This window comes from Paracoccus marcusii (assembly GCF_006151785.1).
In the GTDB taxonomy this organism is placed as follows: domain Bacteria; phylum Pseudomonadota; class Alphaproteobacteria; order Rhodobacterales; family Rhodobacteraceae; genus Paracoccus; species Paracoccus marcusii.
In genome coordinates this window covers 34,569-52,359 of record NZ_VDDD01000002.1, presented here as the reverse complement: position 1 = coordinate 52,359, position 17,791 = coordinate 34,569, and the positions used below count along the sequence as shown (strand labels likewise).

The 17,791-nt window shown below is 66.6% G+C and carries 20 protein-coding genes and 1 pseudogene; 19 read left to right on the top strand and 2 right to left on the bottom strand.

The genetic code is table 11. From position 1 onward, the window contains the following. The first annotated feature begins 83 nt into the window (after nt 1-83). From FHD68_RS00780 to FHD68_RS00695, 19 genes and pseudogenes are all read left to right on the top strand, one after another. On the top strand, nt 84-1,325 hold the full coding sequence (locus tag FHD68_RS00780) for a hypothetical protein (protein WP_139085004.1): 1,242 nt from the start codon (nt 84-86) through the stop codon (nt 1,323-1,325). Further along, a complete protein-coding gene (locus FHD68_RS00775; protein ID WP_139085001.1) occupies nt 1,285-2,238 on the top strand; it encodes a helix-turn-helix domain-containing protein in 954 nt (317 codons plus the stop codon). Before FHD68_RS00780 ends, FHD68_RS00775 begins: the two co-directional genes overlap by 41 nt. A gap of 71 nt (nt 2,239-2,309) precedes the next feature. After that, entirely contained in the window at nt 2,310-3,557 is a 1,248-nt protein-coding gene (locus FHD68_RS00770; RefSeq protein ID WP_139084998.1) for a phospholipase D family protein, read from the top strand. Between the two features lie 180 nt (nt 3,558-3,737). Then, nucleotides 3,738-4,331, top strand: coding sequence for a sigma factor (locus FHD68_RS00765; RefSeq protein ID WP_139084995.1), 594 nt, complete (start codon nt 3,738-3,740; stop codon nt 4,329-4,331). 22 nt (nt 4,332-4,353) lie between these two features. After that, nucleotides 4,354-4,707, top strand: coding sequence for a hypothetical protein (locus FHD68_RS00760; RefSeq protein ID WP_185961871.1), 354 nt, complete (start codon nt 4,354-4,356; stop codon nt 4,705-4,707). Then, nucleotides 4,707-5,240 (top strand): hypothetical protein, encoded by a 534-nt coding sequence (locus FHD68_RS00755; protein ID WP_208863729.1) that lies wholly within the window; start codon nt 4,707-4,709, stop codon nt 5,238-5,240. The genes FHD68_RS00760 and FHD68_RS00755 overlap by 1 nt, the downstream gene beginning before the upstream one ends. Then, nucleotides 5,237-6,109 (top strand): ATP-binding protein, encoded by an 873-nt coding sequence (locus FHD68_RS00750; protein WP_139084992.1) that lies wholly within the window; start codon nt 5,237-5,239, stop codon nt 6,107-6,109. Before FHD68_RS00755 ends, FHD68_RS00750 begins: the two co-directional genes overlap by 4 nt. 19 nt (nt 6,110-6,128) lie before the next feature. Further along, nucleotides 6,129-6,758, top strand: a complete 630-nt coding sequence (locus FHD68_RS00745) for a hypothetical protein (RefSeq protein ID WP_139084988.1) — start codon at nt 6,129-6,131, stop codon at nt 6,756-6,758. A 14-nt stretch (nt 6,759-6,772) separates the two neighbouring features. Then, nucleotides 6,773-8,452 (top strand): DEAD/DEAH box helicase, encoded by a 1,680-nt coding sequence (locus FHD68_RS00740; protein WP_139084984.1) that lies wholly within the window; start codon nt 6,773-6,775, stop codon nt 8,450-8,452. Between the two features lie 221 nt (nt 8,453-8,673). Further along, entirely contained in the window at nt 8,674-8,874 is a 201-nt protein-coding gene (locus FHD68_RS00735; protein ID WP_139084982.1) for a DUF6511 domain-containing protein, read from the top strand. After that, the gene (locus tag FHD68_RS00730) at nt 8,874-9,641 is read left to right on the top strand and encodes a hypothetical protein (protein WP_139084980.1); all 768 of its coding nucleotides are present in this window, start codon (nt 8,874-8,876) and stop codon (nt 9,639-9,641) included. The genes FHD68_RS00735 and FHD68_RS00730 overlap by 1 nt, the downstream gene beginning before the upstream one ends. After that, nucleotides 9,638-12,004 carry an AAA family ATPase gene (locus FHD68_RS00725; protein ID WP_139084978.1) on the top strand — a complete coding sequence of 789 codons (2,367 nt, stop codon included), beginning with the start codon at nt 9,638-9,640 and terminating at the stop codon, nt 12,002-12,004. Before FHD68_RS00730 ends, FHD68_RS00725 begins: the two co-directional genes overlap by 4 nt. Nucleotides 12,005-12,369: 365 nt before the next feature. Then, complete coding sequence (locus FHD68_RS00720) at nt 12,370-12,906, top strand: hypothetical protein (protein WP_139084976.1); 537 nt, start codon at nt 12,370-12,372, stop codon at nt 12,904-12,906. A 5-nt stretch (nt 12,907-12,911) separates the two neighbouring features. Beyond that, complete coding sequence (locus tag FHD68_RS00715) at nt 12,912-13,106, top strand: hypothetical protein (RefSeq protein WP_167550348.1); 195 nt, start codon at nt 12,912-12,914, stop codon at nt 13,104-13,106. Next, nucleotides 13,099-13,545, top strand: a complete 447-nt coding sequence (locus tag FHD68_RS00710) for a DUF6362 family protein (protein WP_023851473.1) — start codon at nt 13,099-13,101, stop codon at nt 13,543-13,545. The genes FHD68_RS00715 and FHD68_RS00710 overlap by 8 nt, the downstream gene beginning before the upstream one ends. A 405-nt stretch (nt 13,546-13,950) precedes the next feature. Beyond that, a complete protein-coding gene (locus FHD68_RS00705; protein ID WP_093359550.1) occupies nt 13,951-15,315 on the top strand; it encodes a site-specific DNA-methyltransferase in 1,365 nt (454 codons plus the stop codon). A 1-nt stretch (nt 15,316) separates the two neighbouring features. Next, nucleotides 15,317-15,826: pseudogene (locus tag FHD68_RS19455) on the top strand (DNA cytosine methyltransferase); the annotation flags it as partial. 202 nt (nt 15,827-16,028) lie between these two features. Next, on the top strand, nt 16,029-16,511 hold the full coding sequence (locus FHD68_RS19450) for a hypothetical protein (RefSeq protein ID WP_244297729.1): 483 nt from the start codon (nt 16,029-16,031) through the stop codon (nt 16,509-16,511). After that, a complete protein-coding gene (locus tag FHD68_RS00695; protein ID WP_127898514.1) occupies nt 16,508-16,732 on the top strand; it encodes a DUF7220 family protein in 225 nt (74 codons plus the stop codon). Before FHD68_RS19450 ends, FHD68_RS00695 begins: the two co-directional genes overlap by 4 nt. A 53-nt stretch (nt 16,733-16,785) precedes the next feature. Here the strand turns inward: FHD68_RS00695 and FHD68_RS00690 are convergent, their stop codons facing one another. Beyond that, nucleotides 16,786-17,358, bottom strand: a complete 573-nt coding sequence (locus FHD68_RS00690; RefSeq protein ID WP_028720221.1) for a DUF3489 domain-containing protein — start codon at nt 17,356-17,358, stop codon at nt 16,786-16,788. Between the two features lie 95 nt (nt 17,359-17,453). Then, nucleotides 17,454-17,726 (bottom strand): hypothetical protein, encoded by a 273-nt coding sequence (locus FHD68_RS00685; RefSeq protein ID WP_028720222.1) that lies wholly within the window; start codon nt 17,724-17,726, stop codon nt 17,454-17,456. Nucleotides 17,727-17,791 lie beyond the last annotated feature (65 nt).

The following is a 17,791-nucleotide window of genomic DNA, read 5'->3' as shown; positions in this document are numbered from 1 at the left end:
TGTCCCAGCGATCCCGCGCAGGTTGAGGAATCGCCAGAAAGAACGTAGCAAGAACACTGGTTTTGCAGGAAAGGGGATTCGTCGTGGCCGGCAATTTGAAGAAGTTCGTGAACCCCCGGTTCATCAAGACCATCGATCTCGCCCTGATGAAGCCGCTGCTGGCGCGACACGAGGACAAGTACAAGGGTTTCTCCGTCGACCTGCTGGACCAGGAGGAGGATGTCGCCCGCGAGGCGCTGGAGAAACTGCTGACCGGCGCCGAGGACAGCTATCCCGAGGGGCTGCGCGGCGATCTGCACCGCATCGCGGAACTGGGCGATGCCCGCGGCCTCGAGATCATCCAGGCGCAGGCTGCCCGTCAGGGCGTCGATCTGTTCCCCGACATGAAGACCGGCGACGAGGACTCGCCGAACAAGGCGCATGATCCCAAACACATCGCCGTCCGGGTGTTTCTGGAGCATCCCGATCTGTTTGACGCGGCCGCCGATCACATGGCGATGCTCACCGCCGACCGCCTGCATGAATTTGCCGGGCGGGAACGTGGCGTCGCGATCGACCTGACAGAGGAGAAGGTCGAGGCGTTCCGGACGGCCGTCGCCGCGCTCTTCCGTGATGCGTTTCTCGGGGACTACTGCCGGGTGGGTGACTACGACGACGATGACGAGATCAACCTCGTGGTCAGCCACGGTTCCATGGTCTCGACCATGCCGGTCGTCGAAGGCCAGGTCGAACGGGTCATCAGCGTGCGCCAGATTTCCCACGCGGTGCTGCGGTACTCCGAAAACACCGGCATGTTGCGGCTGGCCCGCATCCGGAAGGCGCATCAGCCCGAGATCGCGGAACTCTTCGCCTCGATCATCCTCGACAGACCCGGCTTCTTCGACGGCGACGATGCGCAGGACCTCTATACCCTGCGCCCGGTCGAACTGGCCGGACCGAGCTTCGCCTTCGATGCCGCCTACGATCCGCTGATCGACAAGGTGCTGATCATCGAGGCGGCGGCGGATCTGATGGCGCCCGGCAAGAAGGGGTATCCGCGCGTGGTGCGCACGCTGCGCTCGCGAGATCTCGGCGGTGACGCGCTCCAGCATTTCGGCACCACGCCGGTCTCGTTCGGCGGTGCTTGGCGGCTGGGCGAGCTCGTGTTCCGGATCCTGTTCAAGGGCGACGGCAAACGCCAGCCGCAGGTCACGGTCAAGCTGCGGCCACCGGGCGTCGTGCAGTTCCGCCGCACCCAGCATGAGGCGCGGGTGATGAAGCTGATCGAACGGAACGGGCTGATGAATGACCGAGACGATTTTGAGGTTGTTGACGCGGCTGAGTGAGGCTGGCGACGACGCGATCCTGTCCGGCGAGCTTGCCGCGCCGTTCTTCGGTCCGGTCTTCGACCGGCTGCTGGCGAAACGTGTCCTTGTCGAACAGGCGCCGCTCGCCGATTGGGACATCTGCGATGCCTGTGAATGCGGGCTCCCCTGTCGGCCGATCCGGAAAGCGGGCGATGGATATCGTGCTGAGTGCCCGCTCGACCGCCGACATGACATCGATCTCACCGAGGACGATCTGCGCGAGTTCCGCATCGGGGCTGCGGCACTCGCATCCGTGATCGGCACGGCTGCGGGATTTGGCGCGGCCCCGAAGCTGGCGGCAGAGAAGGTCTGGCGGCTCGGCGATACGCCATCGGGTCGGGCAGTGTTTCTTGTGCTGGAGTCCGCAGCCCTGACCAGCGACGGCATCATCGCATCGTTGCGCCAGGCGGCGCAGGGCTCGGACGTCACGATCCTCGCGCCGCAGTTGCCAGCGGAGACTGCCCGGCGACATCAGGATGCGGGCTTTCATCTCATCGAAACCCTTGAGGTGCTGACGCCCGCCACAAATGGCCTCGGCGGCACAATCGACGTCGCGGCTCTGGCGCCGGTCCCGCTGGCGCCCGTGCTTCGCGTGCGAAGGGCAACGGCCGAGGTTCAATGGGATGGTCGCTCCGTCATCCTGTCGCGTCAGATTTTCCCCGTGTTCGAGCGTCTGCTGGAAAAGGCGCAGTCGCGCGACCAGGTCGCCTCCGGATCCCATGTCGAAGGCACGACTGCGCGCGAGGCCAAGGATCTGATCCGCGAGCTGCGCGACGCGTTCAAGGCTGCGGGGTTCAGCGATGCCGAGAGCAAGGTCATGATCGAGACGGTCCGCAACCGTGGCTATCGGCTTGGCGTCCCTGCGACCGAGATTTTGGTCGACGGCTGCTAGGGGCGCTTCGGTCTCTCTCCCCTCACCACGAGTTGTGGGCTGACCCGCGCCTGCTATGCTTCGATCAACTGATGACCTGCAAGTCGCGTGAGGGGATAATTGAATTGGAAATCGAATTTCTGACGGGGAACGACGTAGAGAGTGCCATCCAGGGCCTTCTGGCCGAATATGACGAGCTTCATTGGGCGGTTGCTTGGGGCACATCCACCTCCCTCGCCCGAAAAGTGCTATCCCATTCAGCAAAAATCAGAGCCGTGACATTCGGCCTCGCGTTCGCTCAGACCGATCCAGACCTTGTAGACTCTTTCATCGGGGTCGACGGATGCTACGTCGTCACGAAATTTCCTGGTGGGACGTTCCACCCAAAGGTCTACGCGTTCCGTTCTGGGAAACGGGCTGCTGCTGTAATCGGGAGCGCTAACTTCACTCGCGGCGGGCTGGGCAAGAACCATGAAGCCTGCGTCCTTGTTAAGGGTTCCGTCAGCGACAAGGTGCTCGCTGACACCCTTTCCTTCGCCGCGCGAAGTGCCTCAATCGGTGAGCGCGTGACAAAAGAACTGGCGGCGCGATACCGTCTCGGATGCAAACTCGCCGCAAGGCGGCCAGGTCCGCCTCGCGATCCGCTGGCAGGGGTGCCGCCTGCAAGCGTGAAGAGCCTATCGTCCCCCTTGGTCGGTATGGATTGGGATCAGTATGTCCGCGCCGTGCGAGGTTCCGCTCACCACGACGTTGATGAAAGTCTCGACCTGCTCCGAACTGCGCAGGGTTGGCTATCGGCCGTGCCTTCGTTCCACGACCTAACAACGTCACAAAGGAAAGCAATCGCAGGTGCAATAGGTGTTCAAGAAAAGGCCGGTGACGAGTCGCTTGATAGAGATTGGGGTTGGTTCGGTTCAATGCGTGGGGCGGGAGACTTCAAGAATCGCGTTGCAGAAAACGACCGATTTTTAGCTCGCGCCGTTGACAGCATTCCACAGAAGGGAGAGGTCACAAGAGAGCATTTCGACCGATTTGCCCGCCTTTTCGTCAAGGCGTTTGCCAATTCGAGCAGGGTTGGGGGCGTCGCGACGGCGTCACGCCTGCTTGCCATGAAACGCCCCGACGTATTCCTATGCATCTCCAATCCCAATATTGTGGCCGCGGCGAATGGGATGGGCTTCGCCAAGTCGACTCTTAACCTCGAAAATTACTGGGACCGAGTCGTGGAAGTGATCCGCGCATCGGAGTGGTACAACATCGACAAGCCCGAAACTCGCGATGGACAGCTTTGGGAGTGTCGGGCTGCAATGCTCGACGCCATTTATTACCACCCGGGGTAGGCTGAACGCAAAACCCGCCCGACAATAAGCACAAGGGTTGAGTGAAGCGCCCAACTCATCGCCTCGGGCAAAGGGCCAGGCCCACCAAACCCCCACCTCATTCCCACCCCGTTCCCACCTGCGCGCCGACCGCATCCGGCATCTTGGGCTCATCAGAAACGATGACCGAGGCGCACAGCGATGCAGATCGAACTCTACCCCGCCGACATTGAAATCATCATTCGCGCGGCCGATGCGGCGGCACAGCGGCTGCGGCGCAAGCTGTGCCTGCCGGTCTGCGAGCGCGAGGATCTGGGCCAGGACCTCCTGGTCGATCTGCTGCGCCGCTTGCCCGCCTACGATCCCTCGCGCGGCAGCATCGGCGCCTTCGCCAACATCGTGCTGCGTAACCAGTCCTCGCGGATCGCGATGCGCCATCACCGCCAGCGCCGTGCGCAGGGTGGGTCGCTCCTCTCGCTCGAAGTGCCCCTGGCCGAAACCCGCGAGCCGGTCGGGGACACGCTGACCGAGGACGACGGGCTTGCCGCCTGGCACGGCCAGACCTGCTGCGCTGCCGCCGTCACCGAACTTCACCTCGCCCTGCAGGCCGCCCTCGCGCGGCTGCCGGCCGAGGATCGCCGGTTCTGTGCGGCGCTGGCGCATCGCCCCGTCACCGCGCTCGCGGCCGAGGGGTTCGGCAGCCGGTCCGCGCTCTACCGCCGCCTCGCCGATCTCCGCCACGTCCTCACCGCCCACGGTCTCGGTCCCGCCTGGGACGATCTCGCGGCGGCCTGAGTAGAGGCGAAAGGAGGAGATCATGTTCATGGGCACCACCCCCTTCATCACGGTCCGCGCCCGCCGACCGCTTACCGAGATCGAGTTCTGCGCCTGGGTGGCGCAGGCCGTGCCGGGCGACCGGCTGGAATACCATCGCGGCTTTCTGGTCCTCGACATCTTCCCGATGTTCGCCCGGCTCCCGGATCAACAGCGCGCGGAATTGGCCCGGCTCGGGTCGCGCGCCTTCTGGGCCGCCGAACAGGGCCTCGTGCACCTGGTGCAGGAGCGCACGGGCCCCGACCAGTTCGCCTACATCGCCGTCGCCCGCCCCAAACCGAAGGCCGCAGCCGTGTCGCTGTCCGCGCTTCTGCTCGCCGAGCAGGAGGCCGCGTGATGACCGCCTTCCAATTCCTTTTTGCCGATCATGGAGACCCTTACATGCCGTTCCCCGCGAACACCCCCACCGTCGACGACCTGCCGGGCCTCGGCTTGCAGGACATCGCCCAGCTGCCCGTCGAACTGCTGGCCATCCTGCAGCGCGACGTCGACGAGCGCATCAAGCGGGACAAGGCCGCGAAGGCCCGCCTCGATGGCGCGCTGACGGTCCGCTACGCCACCCGCGCCGCCGAGGAACGGCAGGCGGCGGGCAAGGACACCGGCACGATCCGCTTCGACGACGGCGATTTCACCGTGGTCGCGGACCTGCCGAAACGGGTCGATTGGGATCAGGATCGCCTCGCCGCCATGGTCGAGCGCATCCGCGCCGCCGGGGACGATCCCGGCCAGTATGTCGACATCGCGTTCAAGGTGCCCGAGCGCAAATACGCCGCCTGGCCCGATGCGATCCGTGCCGGTTTCGAGTCCGCGCGCACCGTCCGGCCCGGCACGCTGAAGATCGAGATCGTCCCGCAGGGGGGCGATCAATGAGCCTCCCGATCATCAGCGCCGACCAGCGGCTGGCGGAGCCGCGTGGGATCAAGGGCTGCATCTTCGGCAAGTCTGGCATCGGGAAGACCTCGCTCCTCTGGACCCTGAACGCGTCGACGACCCTGTTCATGGATCTCGAGGCGGGCGATCTCGCCATCGAGGGCTGGGCGGGCGACAGCATCCGGCCGCGAACCTGGACGGAATGCCGGGATTTCGCGGTGTTCATCGGCGGGCCCAACCCTGCGCTGCGCGACGAGCAGCCCTACAGCCCAGCACATTACAAGGCAGTCTGCGACCGCTTCGGCGATCCGGCCGCACTCGACCGCTACGACACGATCTTCGTGGACTCGATCACCGTGGCGGGTCGGCTGTGCTTCGGCTGGTGCAAGGGCCAGCCCGAGGCGCTGTCGGAGAAGACCGGCAAGCCGGATGTGCGCGGGGCCTACGGCCTCCATGGCCGCGAAATGATCGGCTGGCTCACGCATCTCCAGCACACGCGGGCGAAGAACGTCTGGTTCGTCGGGATCCTCGACGAGAAGCTCGACGACTTCAACCGCAAGGTGTTCCAGCCGCAGATCGACGGCTCGAAGACCGGGTTGGAGCTGCCGGGGATCGTCGACGAGGTGATCACCATGGCGGAGCTGAAAGCCGACGGCGATCCCTATCGCGCCTTCATCTGCCAGACGATCAACCCCTGGGGCTTTCCGGCCAAGGACCGCTCAGGGCGTCTGGATCAGGTCGAGGAGCCTCACCTCGGCCGCCTGATGACGAAGATCCGCGCTCCCGTCGCACCAGCGCCCAAGCGCCTGACCTACACCCCGCCACCCGCCGATCCGGCGGCCGACGTCCAATCCCAACCGCAATCCTGATCAGAAAAGGAGGTTCCCCATGGGTTCCTGGAACGATTTCAACGACGCGCAGAGCAACACCAACCTGATCCCCAAGGGCACGCTGGCCAAAGTGCGCCTGACCATCCGACCGGGCGGTTTCGACGACGACTCGCAAGGCTGGACCGGCGGCTATGCCACGCGCGGCTCGACGGGTGCTGTCTATCTGAACGGCGAGTTCACGGTGACCGAGGGCCAGTACGCCCGGCGCAAGATCTTCACCCTGATCGGGCTCTACAGCCCCAAGGGGCCGGACTGGGCGAACATGGGCCGCAGCCTCGTGCGCGGCATGCTGAACTCGGCCCTCGGGATTTCCGACAAGGACATGTCGGCCGAGGCGCAGGCGGCGCGGCGCATCAACGGCTTCGCCGATCTCGACGGGATCGAGTTCATCGCCCGCATCGACATCGGCACCGACGCCAGCGGCGACGACAAGAACGAGATCCGCAGCGCGGTCACGCCTGACCATCGTGATTACGCGCAGGTCATGGGGACGGCGCCGCTGCAGTTCGGCGGACACGGTCTGGCCGGGCATGCCCCGCAGCAGACCACCCATGCGGCACCCGCACATCAGCCCAGCCAGCCTGCGTCCGCCCCCGGGTTCGCCGGTCGGCCGAGCTGGGCGCAGTAAGGGGGAGACCGGCCATGCGCCTGCGCCCCCGCCAGAAGACCTTCGTCGAGCGCAGCGTGGCTGCGCTCGCTTCCCGCGGCAACACGCTGGGCGTGGCGCCCACCGGTGCGGGCAAGACCATCATGCTCTCGGCGGTTACCGGCGAGATGATCGGCGCCATGTCAAAAAATATGGGGGCCAAGGCCTGCGTGCTGGCCCATCGCGACGAACTGACCGCGCAGAACCGCGCCAAGTTCCAGCGCGTGGTGCCGGGCGTCGCTACCTCGGTGATCGACGCCACGGAGAAGTCCTGGGGCGGCCAGGTCGCCTTCGCCATGGTGCCGACGCTGGCGCGGGCCTCGAACCTCGCGGACATGCCGCGCCTCGACCTGCTGGTCGTGGACGAGGCGCACCATGCGGTCGCCGACAGCTACCGCCGCATCATCGATCGGGTGCGCGAGGCCAATCCCGACGCACGCATCTTCGGGGTCACGGCGACGCCGAACCGCGGCGACCGGAAGGGCCTGCGCGAGGTCTTCGACAATGTCGCCGACCAGGTGCGTCTGGGCGAACTGATCGCCTCGGGCCATCTCGTGCCGCCGCGCACCTTCGTCATCGACGTGGGCGTGCAGGACGAACTGCGGTCCGTCCGCAAGACCATGTCGGATTTCGACATGGCGGAGGTCGCGGGCATCATGGACCGCGCCCCCGTCACTGAGGAGGTGATCCGCCACTGGAAGGAAAAGGCGGGCGACCGGCAGACCGTGGTGTTCTGCTCCACCGTCGCGCACGCCGAACACGTCACCGACGCGTTCAGGGCAGCGGGCGTTTCCGCCGCGCTGATCCACGGCGATCTGGCGGCCGAGAACCGCAAGGCGATCCTCGCCGACTACGCCGCGGGCGACATCCGCGTCGTCGTCAACGTCGCGGTGCTGACCGAGGGCTGGGACCATCCGCCCACCTCCTGCGTCGTGCTGCTGCGCCCCAGTTCCTACAAGTCCACCATGATCCAGATGGTCGGGCGCGGGCTGCGCACCGTCGATCCCGAGGAACACCCCGGCATCGTGAAGACCGACTGCGTCGTGCTGGATTTCGGGACGTCGAGCCTGATCCACGGCACGCTGGAACAGGATGTCGATCTCGACGGGCGCGTTCCGACTGCGGGGGAAGCCCCCACGAAACTCTGCCCCGAATGCAAGGCCGAGATCCCGATCGCCGTCACCGAATGCCCGATCTGCGGGTGCGAGCTGCCGCGCGAAGGCGCGGAGCCAATCGACAGCTTCGTCATGACCGAGCTCGATCTTCTCGAGCGATCGAGTTTCGCGTGGGTGGACCTGTTCGGCGACGACGCGGCGCTGATGGCCAACGGCTTTCACGCCTGGGGCGGCGTGTTCTTCCTCGAGGGCCGCTGGCACGCGGTCGGGGGCGCCAAGGGCAAGGCGACGCGGCTCCTGAGCGTAGGCGAGCGCATCGTCTGTCTCGCGCAGGCCGACGACTGGCTGAACACCCATGAGACTGACGAGAGCGCCTTCAAGTCGAAGGGCTGGCTGAAGCAGGACGCGACGGAGAAGCAGCTGAACTGCCTGCCGCCCGAAATCCGGCGCGATTACGGCCTGACGCGCCATCGCGCCTCCGCGCTGATCTCGTTCCAGTTCAACAAGCGCGACATCCGGCGCCTCGTCACGGCGGCCGAGCCCGAGCGGAGGGCGGCGTGAATCATGTCGCGCAAGTCCCATCCCCGCCCGCAGCGCCTGCGTATCGCCCGGAGCGTATTCGGCTCTGGCACCCGCGCCTCAAGCCTTGCGCCGTCTGTCTGCGCCCCGCGCGCGGCTTCGGCTTCTTCAACCCCTACAAACCCCGCCCTCGCGAACACCGCTGGTTCTGCTCGATGCACTGCCAGGCGTTCTTCGCGGCTCGCCACCGGAAAGGACTGACCATGCAGGGAACGACCGATGAAGAACGCCTCGCCATTGCACTGGTGATGAAGCGGCTGGGCCAGACGATGGAGCTGATCGGCTGGGACAAGCGGCTGCGCGATCTCACCGAAACCGATGTCACCGCCCTGATTGAGGAGGTGCTGGAGGGCTATGGCGCCGAGATGTCGCGCATCGCTGCCGGGAGCGAGGTGCCGTTTTGATGCTGGATTTCAACCCGCGCCCCTCCATGGCCGAGCGGATCAACGCGCTGGTCGACGCCGCGCTGATCGCCGAGTGGGAGGCCACACCGCCCCGGACCTATCTCGGCGCGTCCCGTCTGGGACATGCCTGCGAACGCGCGCTGCAGTTCGAGTTCGCAGGCGCGCCCAAGGACGAGAGTGCGGACTTCGGCGGGCAGACGCTGCGGATCTTCGAAATCGGTCACCAGCTCGAGAATCTGGCGATCCGCTGGCTGCGGGCGGCGGGGCTCGACCTCTACACCCGCAGGGGCAATCGGCCCGATGGGGATCAGTTCGGCTTCTCCGTCGCGGGCGGCCGCATTCGTGGCCATGTCGACGGGGTTATCGCCGCAGCCCCGGCCGCGCTCGGTCTTCGCACTCCGGCGCTCTGGGAATGCAAGACGATGAACGCGAAGAACTGGCGGGCATGCGTGAAGGACGGGGTTGCCGTTTCCAAGCCCGTCTATGCCGCCCAGATCGCGATCTACCAGGCTTACATGGAGCCCTCGGTGCCGGGCATTTCCTCGGCCCCGGCACTGTTCACGGCGGTCAACAAGGACACGGCCGAACTGCATCACGAGCAGGTCGCCTTCGATGCCGATCTGGCTCAGCGCATGTCCGATCGCGCGGTGCGGATCCTGCAGGCCACCGACGCGGGCGAACTGCTGCCGCGCGTCGCCGCCAGCCGCGACTTCTTCGAATGCCGGTTCTGCGCCCATGCCGAGCGGTGCTGGAGCCTGGCGGCATGACCGACGAGCCCACCGAGCCATCCGATCCCGACCAGGAGCCAGCCATGCGCGACGACACCACGCCCGACGAGCCCAAGGAAAACATCGTCCATTTCAACCCGTGGCGCGACTTCAACGATGCCGCGCCGCAGATCGACGTCTTCGGCGACGAGCCCGACCCTGCGCAGATCGCGCAATTCATGCAGGTCGTCTTCGGGTATTGCGACGGTCTGATCCCTGTCCGCAGCTTCATCGACAAGGGTCAGGGCATCGATGGCCGCCCCCACAACATCTGGCTGGAAGCGGATCATTCCGCCCCCGAGAAGATGGCGACCTTCGCGACATGGGCCTCACGCGAGGGAGCGGCGGTCTATGTGATCCCCGGCACCGTGGCCGCGCCCGGCCAGGCCAAGGCCACCGATATCCTGCAGATGCAGACGGTGGTGGTCGATCTCGACACAGGTGACATCGCCGCCAAGCGCGCGCACCTCGAGCGCCACCTTGGCGGTCCCAGCATGGTGGTGGAAAGCGGCGGCGTGACGGCCGAAGGGCAGCGCAAGTGCCACGTCTGGTGGGCGCTGACCGAACCCGCCGATGGTGACGACATAGCGCGCGTCTGCCGTCTGCGCGGCGACATCGCCGCAAAGGTCGGCGGCGACATGCATTTCCGCTCCGCCCATCAGCCGATCCGCGTGGCGGGCTCGGTCTACTACAAGAACAACCTCAAGACGCAGGTGCGGATCGTCGAACTGAACGCCGACCGCGAACGCGATCTGGCCGAATTCATCGAAGCCGTCACCGACATGCCGCCCGCGGCGGGCGTGTCCCTGCAGCCCGCGTTCACCCATCCCGACAAGCCCATCCTGGACGAGGTGCTGGTCATGCCGGTGCGGGAGGGGGCGCAGGACGACTGGTCCCGCTTCGAGGGCGCCTCCGCCGCGATCGGGCACTTCATCCGCATGGTCCACGAGGGCCGGATGACAAAGGACGAGGGCTGGATCGGCATCTGCGGCTACAACGCCGCGATGCTGCGGCCCCAGTGGCCGGTCGAGCGGCTGAAGCGGGAGTCCGAGCGGCTCTGGGAACGGCATGTCGAGAAATACGGCCCGCCGCTGATCCGGCTGGACTCCGGCGCACCGGGACCGGTCGAGATGCCCGCCTTCACGCTGGGCGCGCTGCTGGACGATCAGAGCCCGATGCCGGAGGACATCATCGCGCCAAGGGTGCTGACGCCGGGCGGACTGCTGGTGCTGGGCGGTGCGCCCAAGGTCGGCAAGAGCGACCTGCTGATCTCCTGGCTTGTCCACATGGCCGCCGGTGTGCCCTTCCTCGGCTTCACGCCGCCACGGCCGCTGCGGATCTTCTACCTGCAGGCCGAGATCCAGTATCACTATCTGCGCGAGCGGCTGAAGCAGATCGCCCTGCCGCCCGACGTGCTTGCCGCCGCGCGCGACACCTTCGTCGCCACACCCAAGCTGAAAATGCTGCTCGACAACGAGGGCAGCGTGCGGGTTGCCCGTGCGATCCGGACGGCATTCCCGGACGCGCCGCCCGACATCCTCTGCGTCGACCCGATCCGGAACCTCTTCGACGGCGGACCTGACGGCGGTGGCGAGAACGACAACACCGCCGTGATGTTCTTCCTCAAGGAGCGGGTCGAGGTTCTGCGCGACCACATCGACCCGGACTGCGGGGTCATCCTGGTCCATCACACCAAGAAGCTCAGCAAGCACCAAGTGAAGGAGGATCCGTTCCTCGCGCTTTCGGGCGCCAGCGCCCTGCGGGGCTTCTACACTTCCGGGCTGATCCTGCACCGCCCCGACGAGGACGCGTCAGAGCGCAAGCTGGAGATCGAGCTGCGCAACGGTCCCGCGCTGGCCTCGAAGCTGATCGACAAGGTGCGCGGCCAATGGGTCGAGATCAACCCGATGAACGAGCGCCTCGTGCGCCAGGACATCGGCGCCAGGCATGATGCCGAGCGGGATCGGAAAAACCAGGTCGTCCTGGGGATGATCTTCGACGAGGCGGCCGAGGGTCGGCTCTACACCGCCACGCAGTTCGCGGAGGCCTTCGAGAACCAGCACGATCTCGGCGGGCGCTACAGCATCCGAGAGCGGCTGTCGGTGCTCGCCACCAAGGGCCTGATCAAGTTCCGCCGAAGTTTCACGAAGCACGGGTACGCCGGGACGCAATCGCATTTCGGATATCTCGTGATCAGGGACATGCGCTTCGGCCGCGATCCCGTGATCGACACGGACACCGGAGAGGTCCTTGCCGAGGGCGTCGCGGTGCTGCCGACGCACTACAAATGCCCCCATTCCGGCCGCGCGCGCGAGGTCGAGAACCCCTCCGTCTGGGTCTATCCGGAGGAGGCCCATGACTGACTTCCTCATCATGAGCGCGGTCTTCCTCATTCTCATCCCGTCCTCATGGCCCAATGAAATCAATGGGTTGGTGATGAGGATGAGAAAGGCCTTTCTCATCGACCCGCCTCATCCTCTGAGCCATGAAAAATTAACGGGAACAGAGGCTTGCAGCCAAAACATGAGACGAGTGGGCAAGCCCCCATACTACGTATGGGGAGGCCAACCGGCAGGTTTGGCCTCCCCTCCCATACGTCGAGGGTATCCGCGCGCGGGCTCCGACGCTCCTTGCACATTCCGATCCGACGACGGCGGCCCCGACCTGCCCACGCACCAGACCACCGTCGTCTTCCCCCCGAGCAGCCAACCTGAAGAGGAGACCACCCATGGCTGACCTGACTCTCGCCACCTCCAGCCGCGCGGCAATCCCCGATCTGCGGCCCGTCGTCCACGCCAACCGGGTGATGCTGGCGCTCGACCTCGGCACCGCAACGGGATGGGCGCTGCACGGCATCGACGGGCTGATCACCTCCGGCACGGCGTCGTTCCGCCCCGGCCGGTTCGATGGTGGCGGCATGCGGTATCTGCGGTTCACCAACTGGCTCACCGAGATCGACCGGCTGTCCGGGCCCGTCGCCGCCATCTGGTTCGAAGAGGTCCGCCGCCATGCCGCGACCGATGCCGCCCATGTCTATGGCGGGCTGATGGCCACGCTGACGGCATGGGCCGAACTGCGCGGCATTCCCTACGAGGGCGTGCCGGTCGGCACCATCAAACGCCACGCCACCGGCAAGGGAAACGCGAACAAGGACGCCATGATGGCGGCCGCGCGGGCGCGCGGCTTCTCGCCCGCCGACGACAACGAGGCCGACGCCATCGCGATCCTGCTCTGGGCGCTGGAGACCCGGGGAGGTGTGCAATGAGTGGCATGCGGTTCACGCCCAAGGGCTACGGCGGTCACCGCCGCAACCCCGACGAGGTCAAGCGCGACGGCTGGAAGGAACAGGGCCTGCTGGCCGTCGCCGTCGACGACGACCGCCTGACCTGGCCCGAGCGCGAGCTGGTCCGCCAGCTCGGCGAGCGGCTCTACGGCAAGCGGGAACGGGAGGCGCGTCATGGGTGAGTGGACCACAGCGCAGGTGCAGGATCGGCTGGAACTTGCGGCGGGCGTGATGCGGCAAATGCCGGGCGTAATGCCGCAGGGCTTCTTCAACGCATGGCCCGAGTATTTCCACAGCTTCGCCGACAAGGTCGGCCAGGAGCCGCAGATGCGTCGCCCGAGGCCCAGCCCGCGTCAGATCACGCAGGCCGAGGAGGCGATGCTCTGGCTGCGCTGGCTCGAGCCCGAGGATGGGCGCCTGGTCTGGGCCCGCGCCGACGGAATGGCGTGGAAGCCGATCTGCTGGCAGTTCGGCCTCTCGCGCACGGCGGCGACCAAGCGCTGGCAATACGGTCTGGCGGTGATCACTTGGCGGCTGAACGGTCGCGTGCCGTCGCCCCGGCGGTCACAGCAGTTCGTCATCGAAAACGCCAATCGGCTGTCAAGAAAAATCGTCCTCTGAGGAAATTTTCGGGTGTACATCGCAGGGCCTTACACATTTCGTCGAGGCCGTTAGAAAACCAATATGCTCGGGAGAGGAGCGCGCAGGCAGACGCCGCGCCGCTGGCTTCCGGGGTCCAGCGAAGGGTCCAGCCAGGGTCCGATGGGCTAACCCACTGAGTTCTTGGTTCCTTCCTGGCGACATTCGTATGCTGGCGGGCGAAGCGCGGAACATCGCCAGCGACAGGGCCGGATTTTTGGGAAGCCACCCGGAAGCCGGAGCCACGCGCGCCCCGCGCAAACACCAATGAACGCTGGCCTTCCGACCGGACACCGCTGGTGGCCGCTGGACCCCGTGTGGAGTCCGGCCCGGCATCCGGAGTCCGGAAGCCACCGGCATCCACCCGACCGAGGAACCGTGCCCATCATGACGTTGAGCTTCGCCCCGGACGCGATCGAGACGTGGCCGCTGTCGCGCCTCCAGCCCTACGCGAAGAACGCGAAGGCGCATGGCGCGGATCAGGTCGCGAAGATCGCCGCCAGCATGGCCGAGTTCGGCTGGACCGTGCCCTGCCTCGTCGGCGAGGACGGCGAACTGATAGCAGGCCACGGGCGCGTGCTGGCCGCGACGCAGCTCGGGCTGACCGAGGCGCCGGTGATCGTGCTCGGGCACCTGACCGAAGCGCAGCGCCGGGCGTACCGGATTGCGGACAACAAGCTGACGGAACTCGGCACCTGGGACGAGGCGCTGCTGTCGGCGGAACTGAACGACCTGCTGGCCGAAGACTTCGACCTGTCGCTGGTCGGGTTTTCCGATGGCGAACTCGACAAGCTGCTGGCCTTCGATCTCGACGGTGGCGGCGAGGAAGAGGGCGCCGGGGGCTCCGTGCCGCCGGTGACCATCCCCGAACCCCCACGCAATCCGGCGTCGCGGACGGGCGATCTCTGGATCCTCGGCGATCACCGGCTGCTCTGCGGCGACAGCACCAGCGCGGCCGATGTGCGCCGCCTGATGAACGGTGAGCGCGCGATCCTTTTCGCGACCGATCCACCGTATCTCGTCGACTACGACGGCTCGAACCATCCGACCCGCAACAAGGACTGGTCGGCGTCCTACGGCACGACTTGGGACGACAGTTCGCAGGGCGCGGAACTCTATGACGGGTTCATCGCTGCAGCCGTGGCGGAAGCCATCGCCGAGGATGCTGCCTGGTACTGCTGGCACGCCTCGCGCCGCCAGGCGATGCTGGAAGCCTGCTGGGAGAAGGCAGGCGCCTTTGTGCATCAGCAAATCATCTGGGTGAAAGACCGGGGCGTCCTGACCCGGTCGCATTACCTCTGGAAGCACGAGCCCTGTTTCATGGGCTGGCGTCGCCCGAACCGCCCGCCGAAGGTGGCCGAGGAAACGCTGCCATCGACATGGGCGCTTCCCAGCTTCGCCAAGGATGACCGGCCTGACCATCCGACGCCGAAGCCGCTCGACGCCTTCGGGATCCCGATGCGCCAGCATGTGGCGCGGGGCGGCCTCTGCTATGAGCCGTTCTCCGGCTCCGGGTCGCAGATCATGGCGGGCGAGGCCAATGGCCGCCGCGTCTTCGCAATGGAGATCAGCGCGGCGTATGTCGATGTCGCCGTGGAGCGTTGGCAGGCCGAAACCGACAAGGACGCGATCCTCGACGGCGACGGCCGGACCTTCGCGCAGGTGAAGGCGGAGCGGCTGGGCGACGTCACCGATACGCCGGACACGGACGCCGAACCCGAACCCGCGCGAAAGCGCCAGACCGCCGCGTGACATGCATGACCTGGCTCTACCTTCCTCCGGAGACGCTTCCGGAGCCGGAGACGCATGTCTGTTCGGCCTCTCCCTCTGCTCCGGCGCGGGCGGTATCGACCTCGGGCTCACCATCGCCATCCCCGGATATCGAACTGTGGGCCATGTCGAACGGGAAACCTTCGCCGCAGCCACTCTCGTGGCGCGGATGGAAGACGCGTCCCTGGATCAGGCTGTTGTCTGGGACGATGTTGCAACTTTCGACGGCCGCCCGTGGCGCGGCGCGGTGGACATCGTCACTGCGGGCTATCCGTGCCAGCCGTTCTCCGTCGCGGGCAAACGCAGGGGTACGGACGACCCGCGCCACCTCTGGCCGCATGTCGCCCGCATCATCGGCGAGGTCGAACCGCCCTTCGTCTTCCTCGAGAATGTCGCCCATCATCTCCGCCTCGGCTTCCCCGAAGTCGCCGCAGGACTGGTCGGCATGGGCTACCGCCTTGCGGCAGGCCTCTTCACGGCGGCGGAAGTCGGCGCGCCCCACAAGCGCGAGCGGCTCTTCATCCTCGCCATCCGCGAAGGGGACGAGCTGGCCGACCCCGCGCGCCTGCTCTGGCACCCGGTCGAGTGGCGGGAACCGGACGGAACTGCTGCGGCTCTGGCCGACGCCAAGGGCCAGCGCCAACGAGAACAGGCAGACAATACCGACGCCGTCGCAGAAAGCGGGCCAGCACGGCATGAACCTGGCGACCACGGCTGCGATGTGGCCCACGCCGCAGACCGACAGTTTCCGCAGCCGGGGCGGCGAACGACGAGACGAGAAGGGTCTGGACCGCATGGCGCGGGACTGGCCGACGCCGATGGCGAACGACGGCTGCAAGCCGAGCGCGGGCAACCGCAAGACGGCCGATCTGACCCATGCGGTGGGATTGTGGATGACGCCGACGGCGCGGGATCACAAGGACGGGGCGACGACACTCGCGAACAGGCCGGTGAACGGCCTGCTTGGCCGCCAGGTCCTGGTGACGCCGATGGCTGGGAGCGATACCTCCGAGCCGCGCCGGACCTTGAACCCGCTGTTCGTCGAGGCACTGATGGGTTGGCCCACCGGGTGGACCGGCTTCGCCTCTGTGGCAACGGCGTGGTCCCCTTGGTTGCGGCGCATGCGCTGCGAACTCTCGCGGCTGAACTGCTGGCCGATGGATGAGGCAGCGGCATGAAGCAGACCCGCCTCATGTCGCTGGTCGAGTCCGTCGCCAACGTGATCGTCGGCTACGGCGTCGCGGTCGTGACGCAGATCCTGATCTTCCCGATCTTCGGGCTGCACACGACGCTGGCGCAGAACCTGAAGATGGGCGCCATTTTCACCGTCGTCTCGATCGCCCGTTCCTTCGCCTTGCGGCGGGTGTTCGAGGCGACCCGGATGCGGAGCGCCAAATGATCGACCGCCGCCCCGTAGGGACGGCGGTCATCAGCTTGTCGGGGTCCGGCGCGTCAGGCGGCGGGGAGTTTGTACACGCGCCCCCGATCCTCGACCTTCTCCGAGGTCACCTCGAGCCCGAGCTTCTTCTTCAGCGCCCCCGCCATCGCGCCGCGCACCGTGTGCGACTGCCAGCCCGTCGCGGCCATGATCTCCTCGATGGTCGCGCCGTCCGGTGCGCGCAGCATGGCGATCAGCGTGGCCTGCTTGGTGCCCTCGCGCGGTGTGCGCGTCTTGGGCGCGGTTTCGGCTACGGTGGGGGTGTCCGGCGCGGCCTCCTCGGTAGGCGCGTCCGTCGCGCCCGCAGGCGCGGGGTTCGCGTCCTCGGTCTCGATCCCGATGGCGGCAAGGCCCGCGTCGGTGGCAACCAGCGTGACGCCGTGGCCGTCTCCGGTCTCGCGCCACATAAGCTCGCCCTTGCGCGTGTCGGCGTCGACCTCCTGCAGGAAGTTCTTCGCGAGCATCGCGCCGACCACCTTGGCAGCGGCGCCGCCGCGCAGGCTCTCGGGCAGCGGCAGTGCGATGCGGTCCTCGCGCTGTGCGGCGGCGCTGAGGATGATGGCTTGGGTGTCAGAAAGCTTGGTCATGGGATCGTCTCCGTATTCGGGCCCGCGTCATGCGGCGCCTCCTACGACCCCGAGCCGCGCAGGGCGCGCGGCGGGAGTTCCGGCAGTGCCGGAGATCAGCGGGCGTGCTCGCCCTCGCCGAAGGCGCTGTCGGTGATGCGCTTCAGGAGGCTGGCGTAGTGTTCGAGGGTGCCGACATGGCCCCAGTTGATCTCGTCGGGGTGGGCGTTGAAGTGGTCGTCGCTCAGCGTCTGCAGCCGGGCGAGCATCTCGTCGATCTCGGCCTTCTTGCCGATGAAGGCCGCGAGCGCGGCTTCCTTATTCCGGCGCGCCTTCTCGGCGCGGAGTTCGTGGCGCGGGGTGGTGATCGGGTTCAGGCGCGTGGTCATCGTGATGGCTCCTTGGTGAGTTGCATCGTCCTTCTGAACGGACGTTCGCTCCGGTCGCGCTGCTT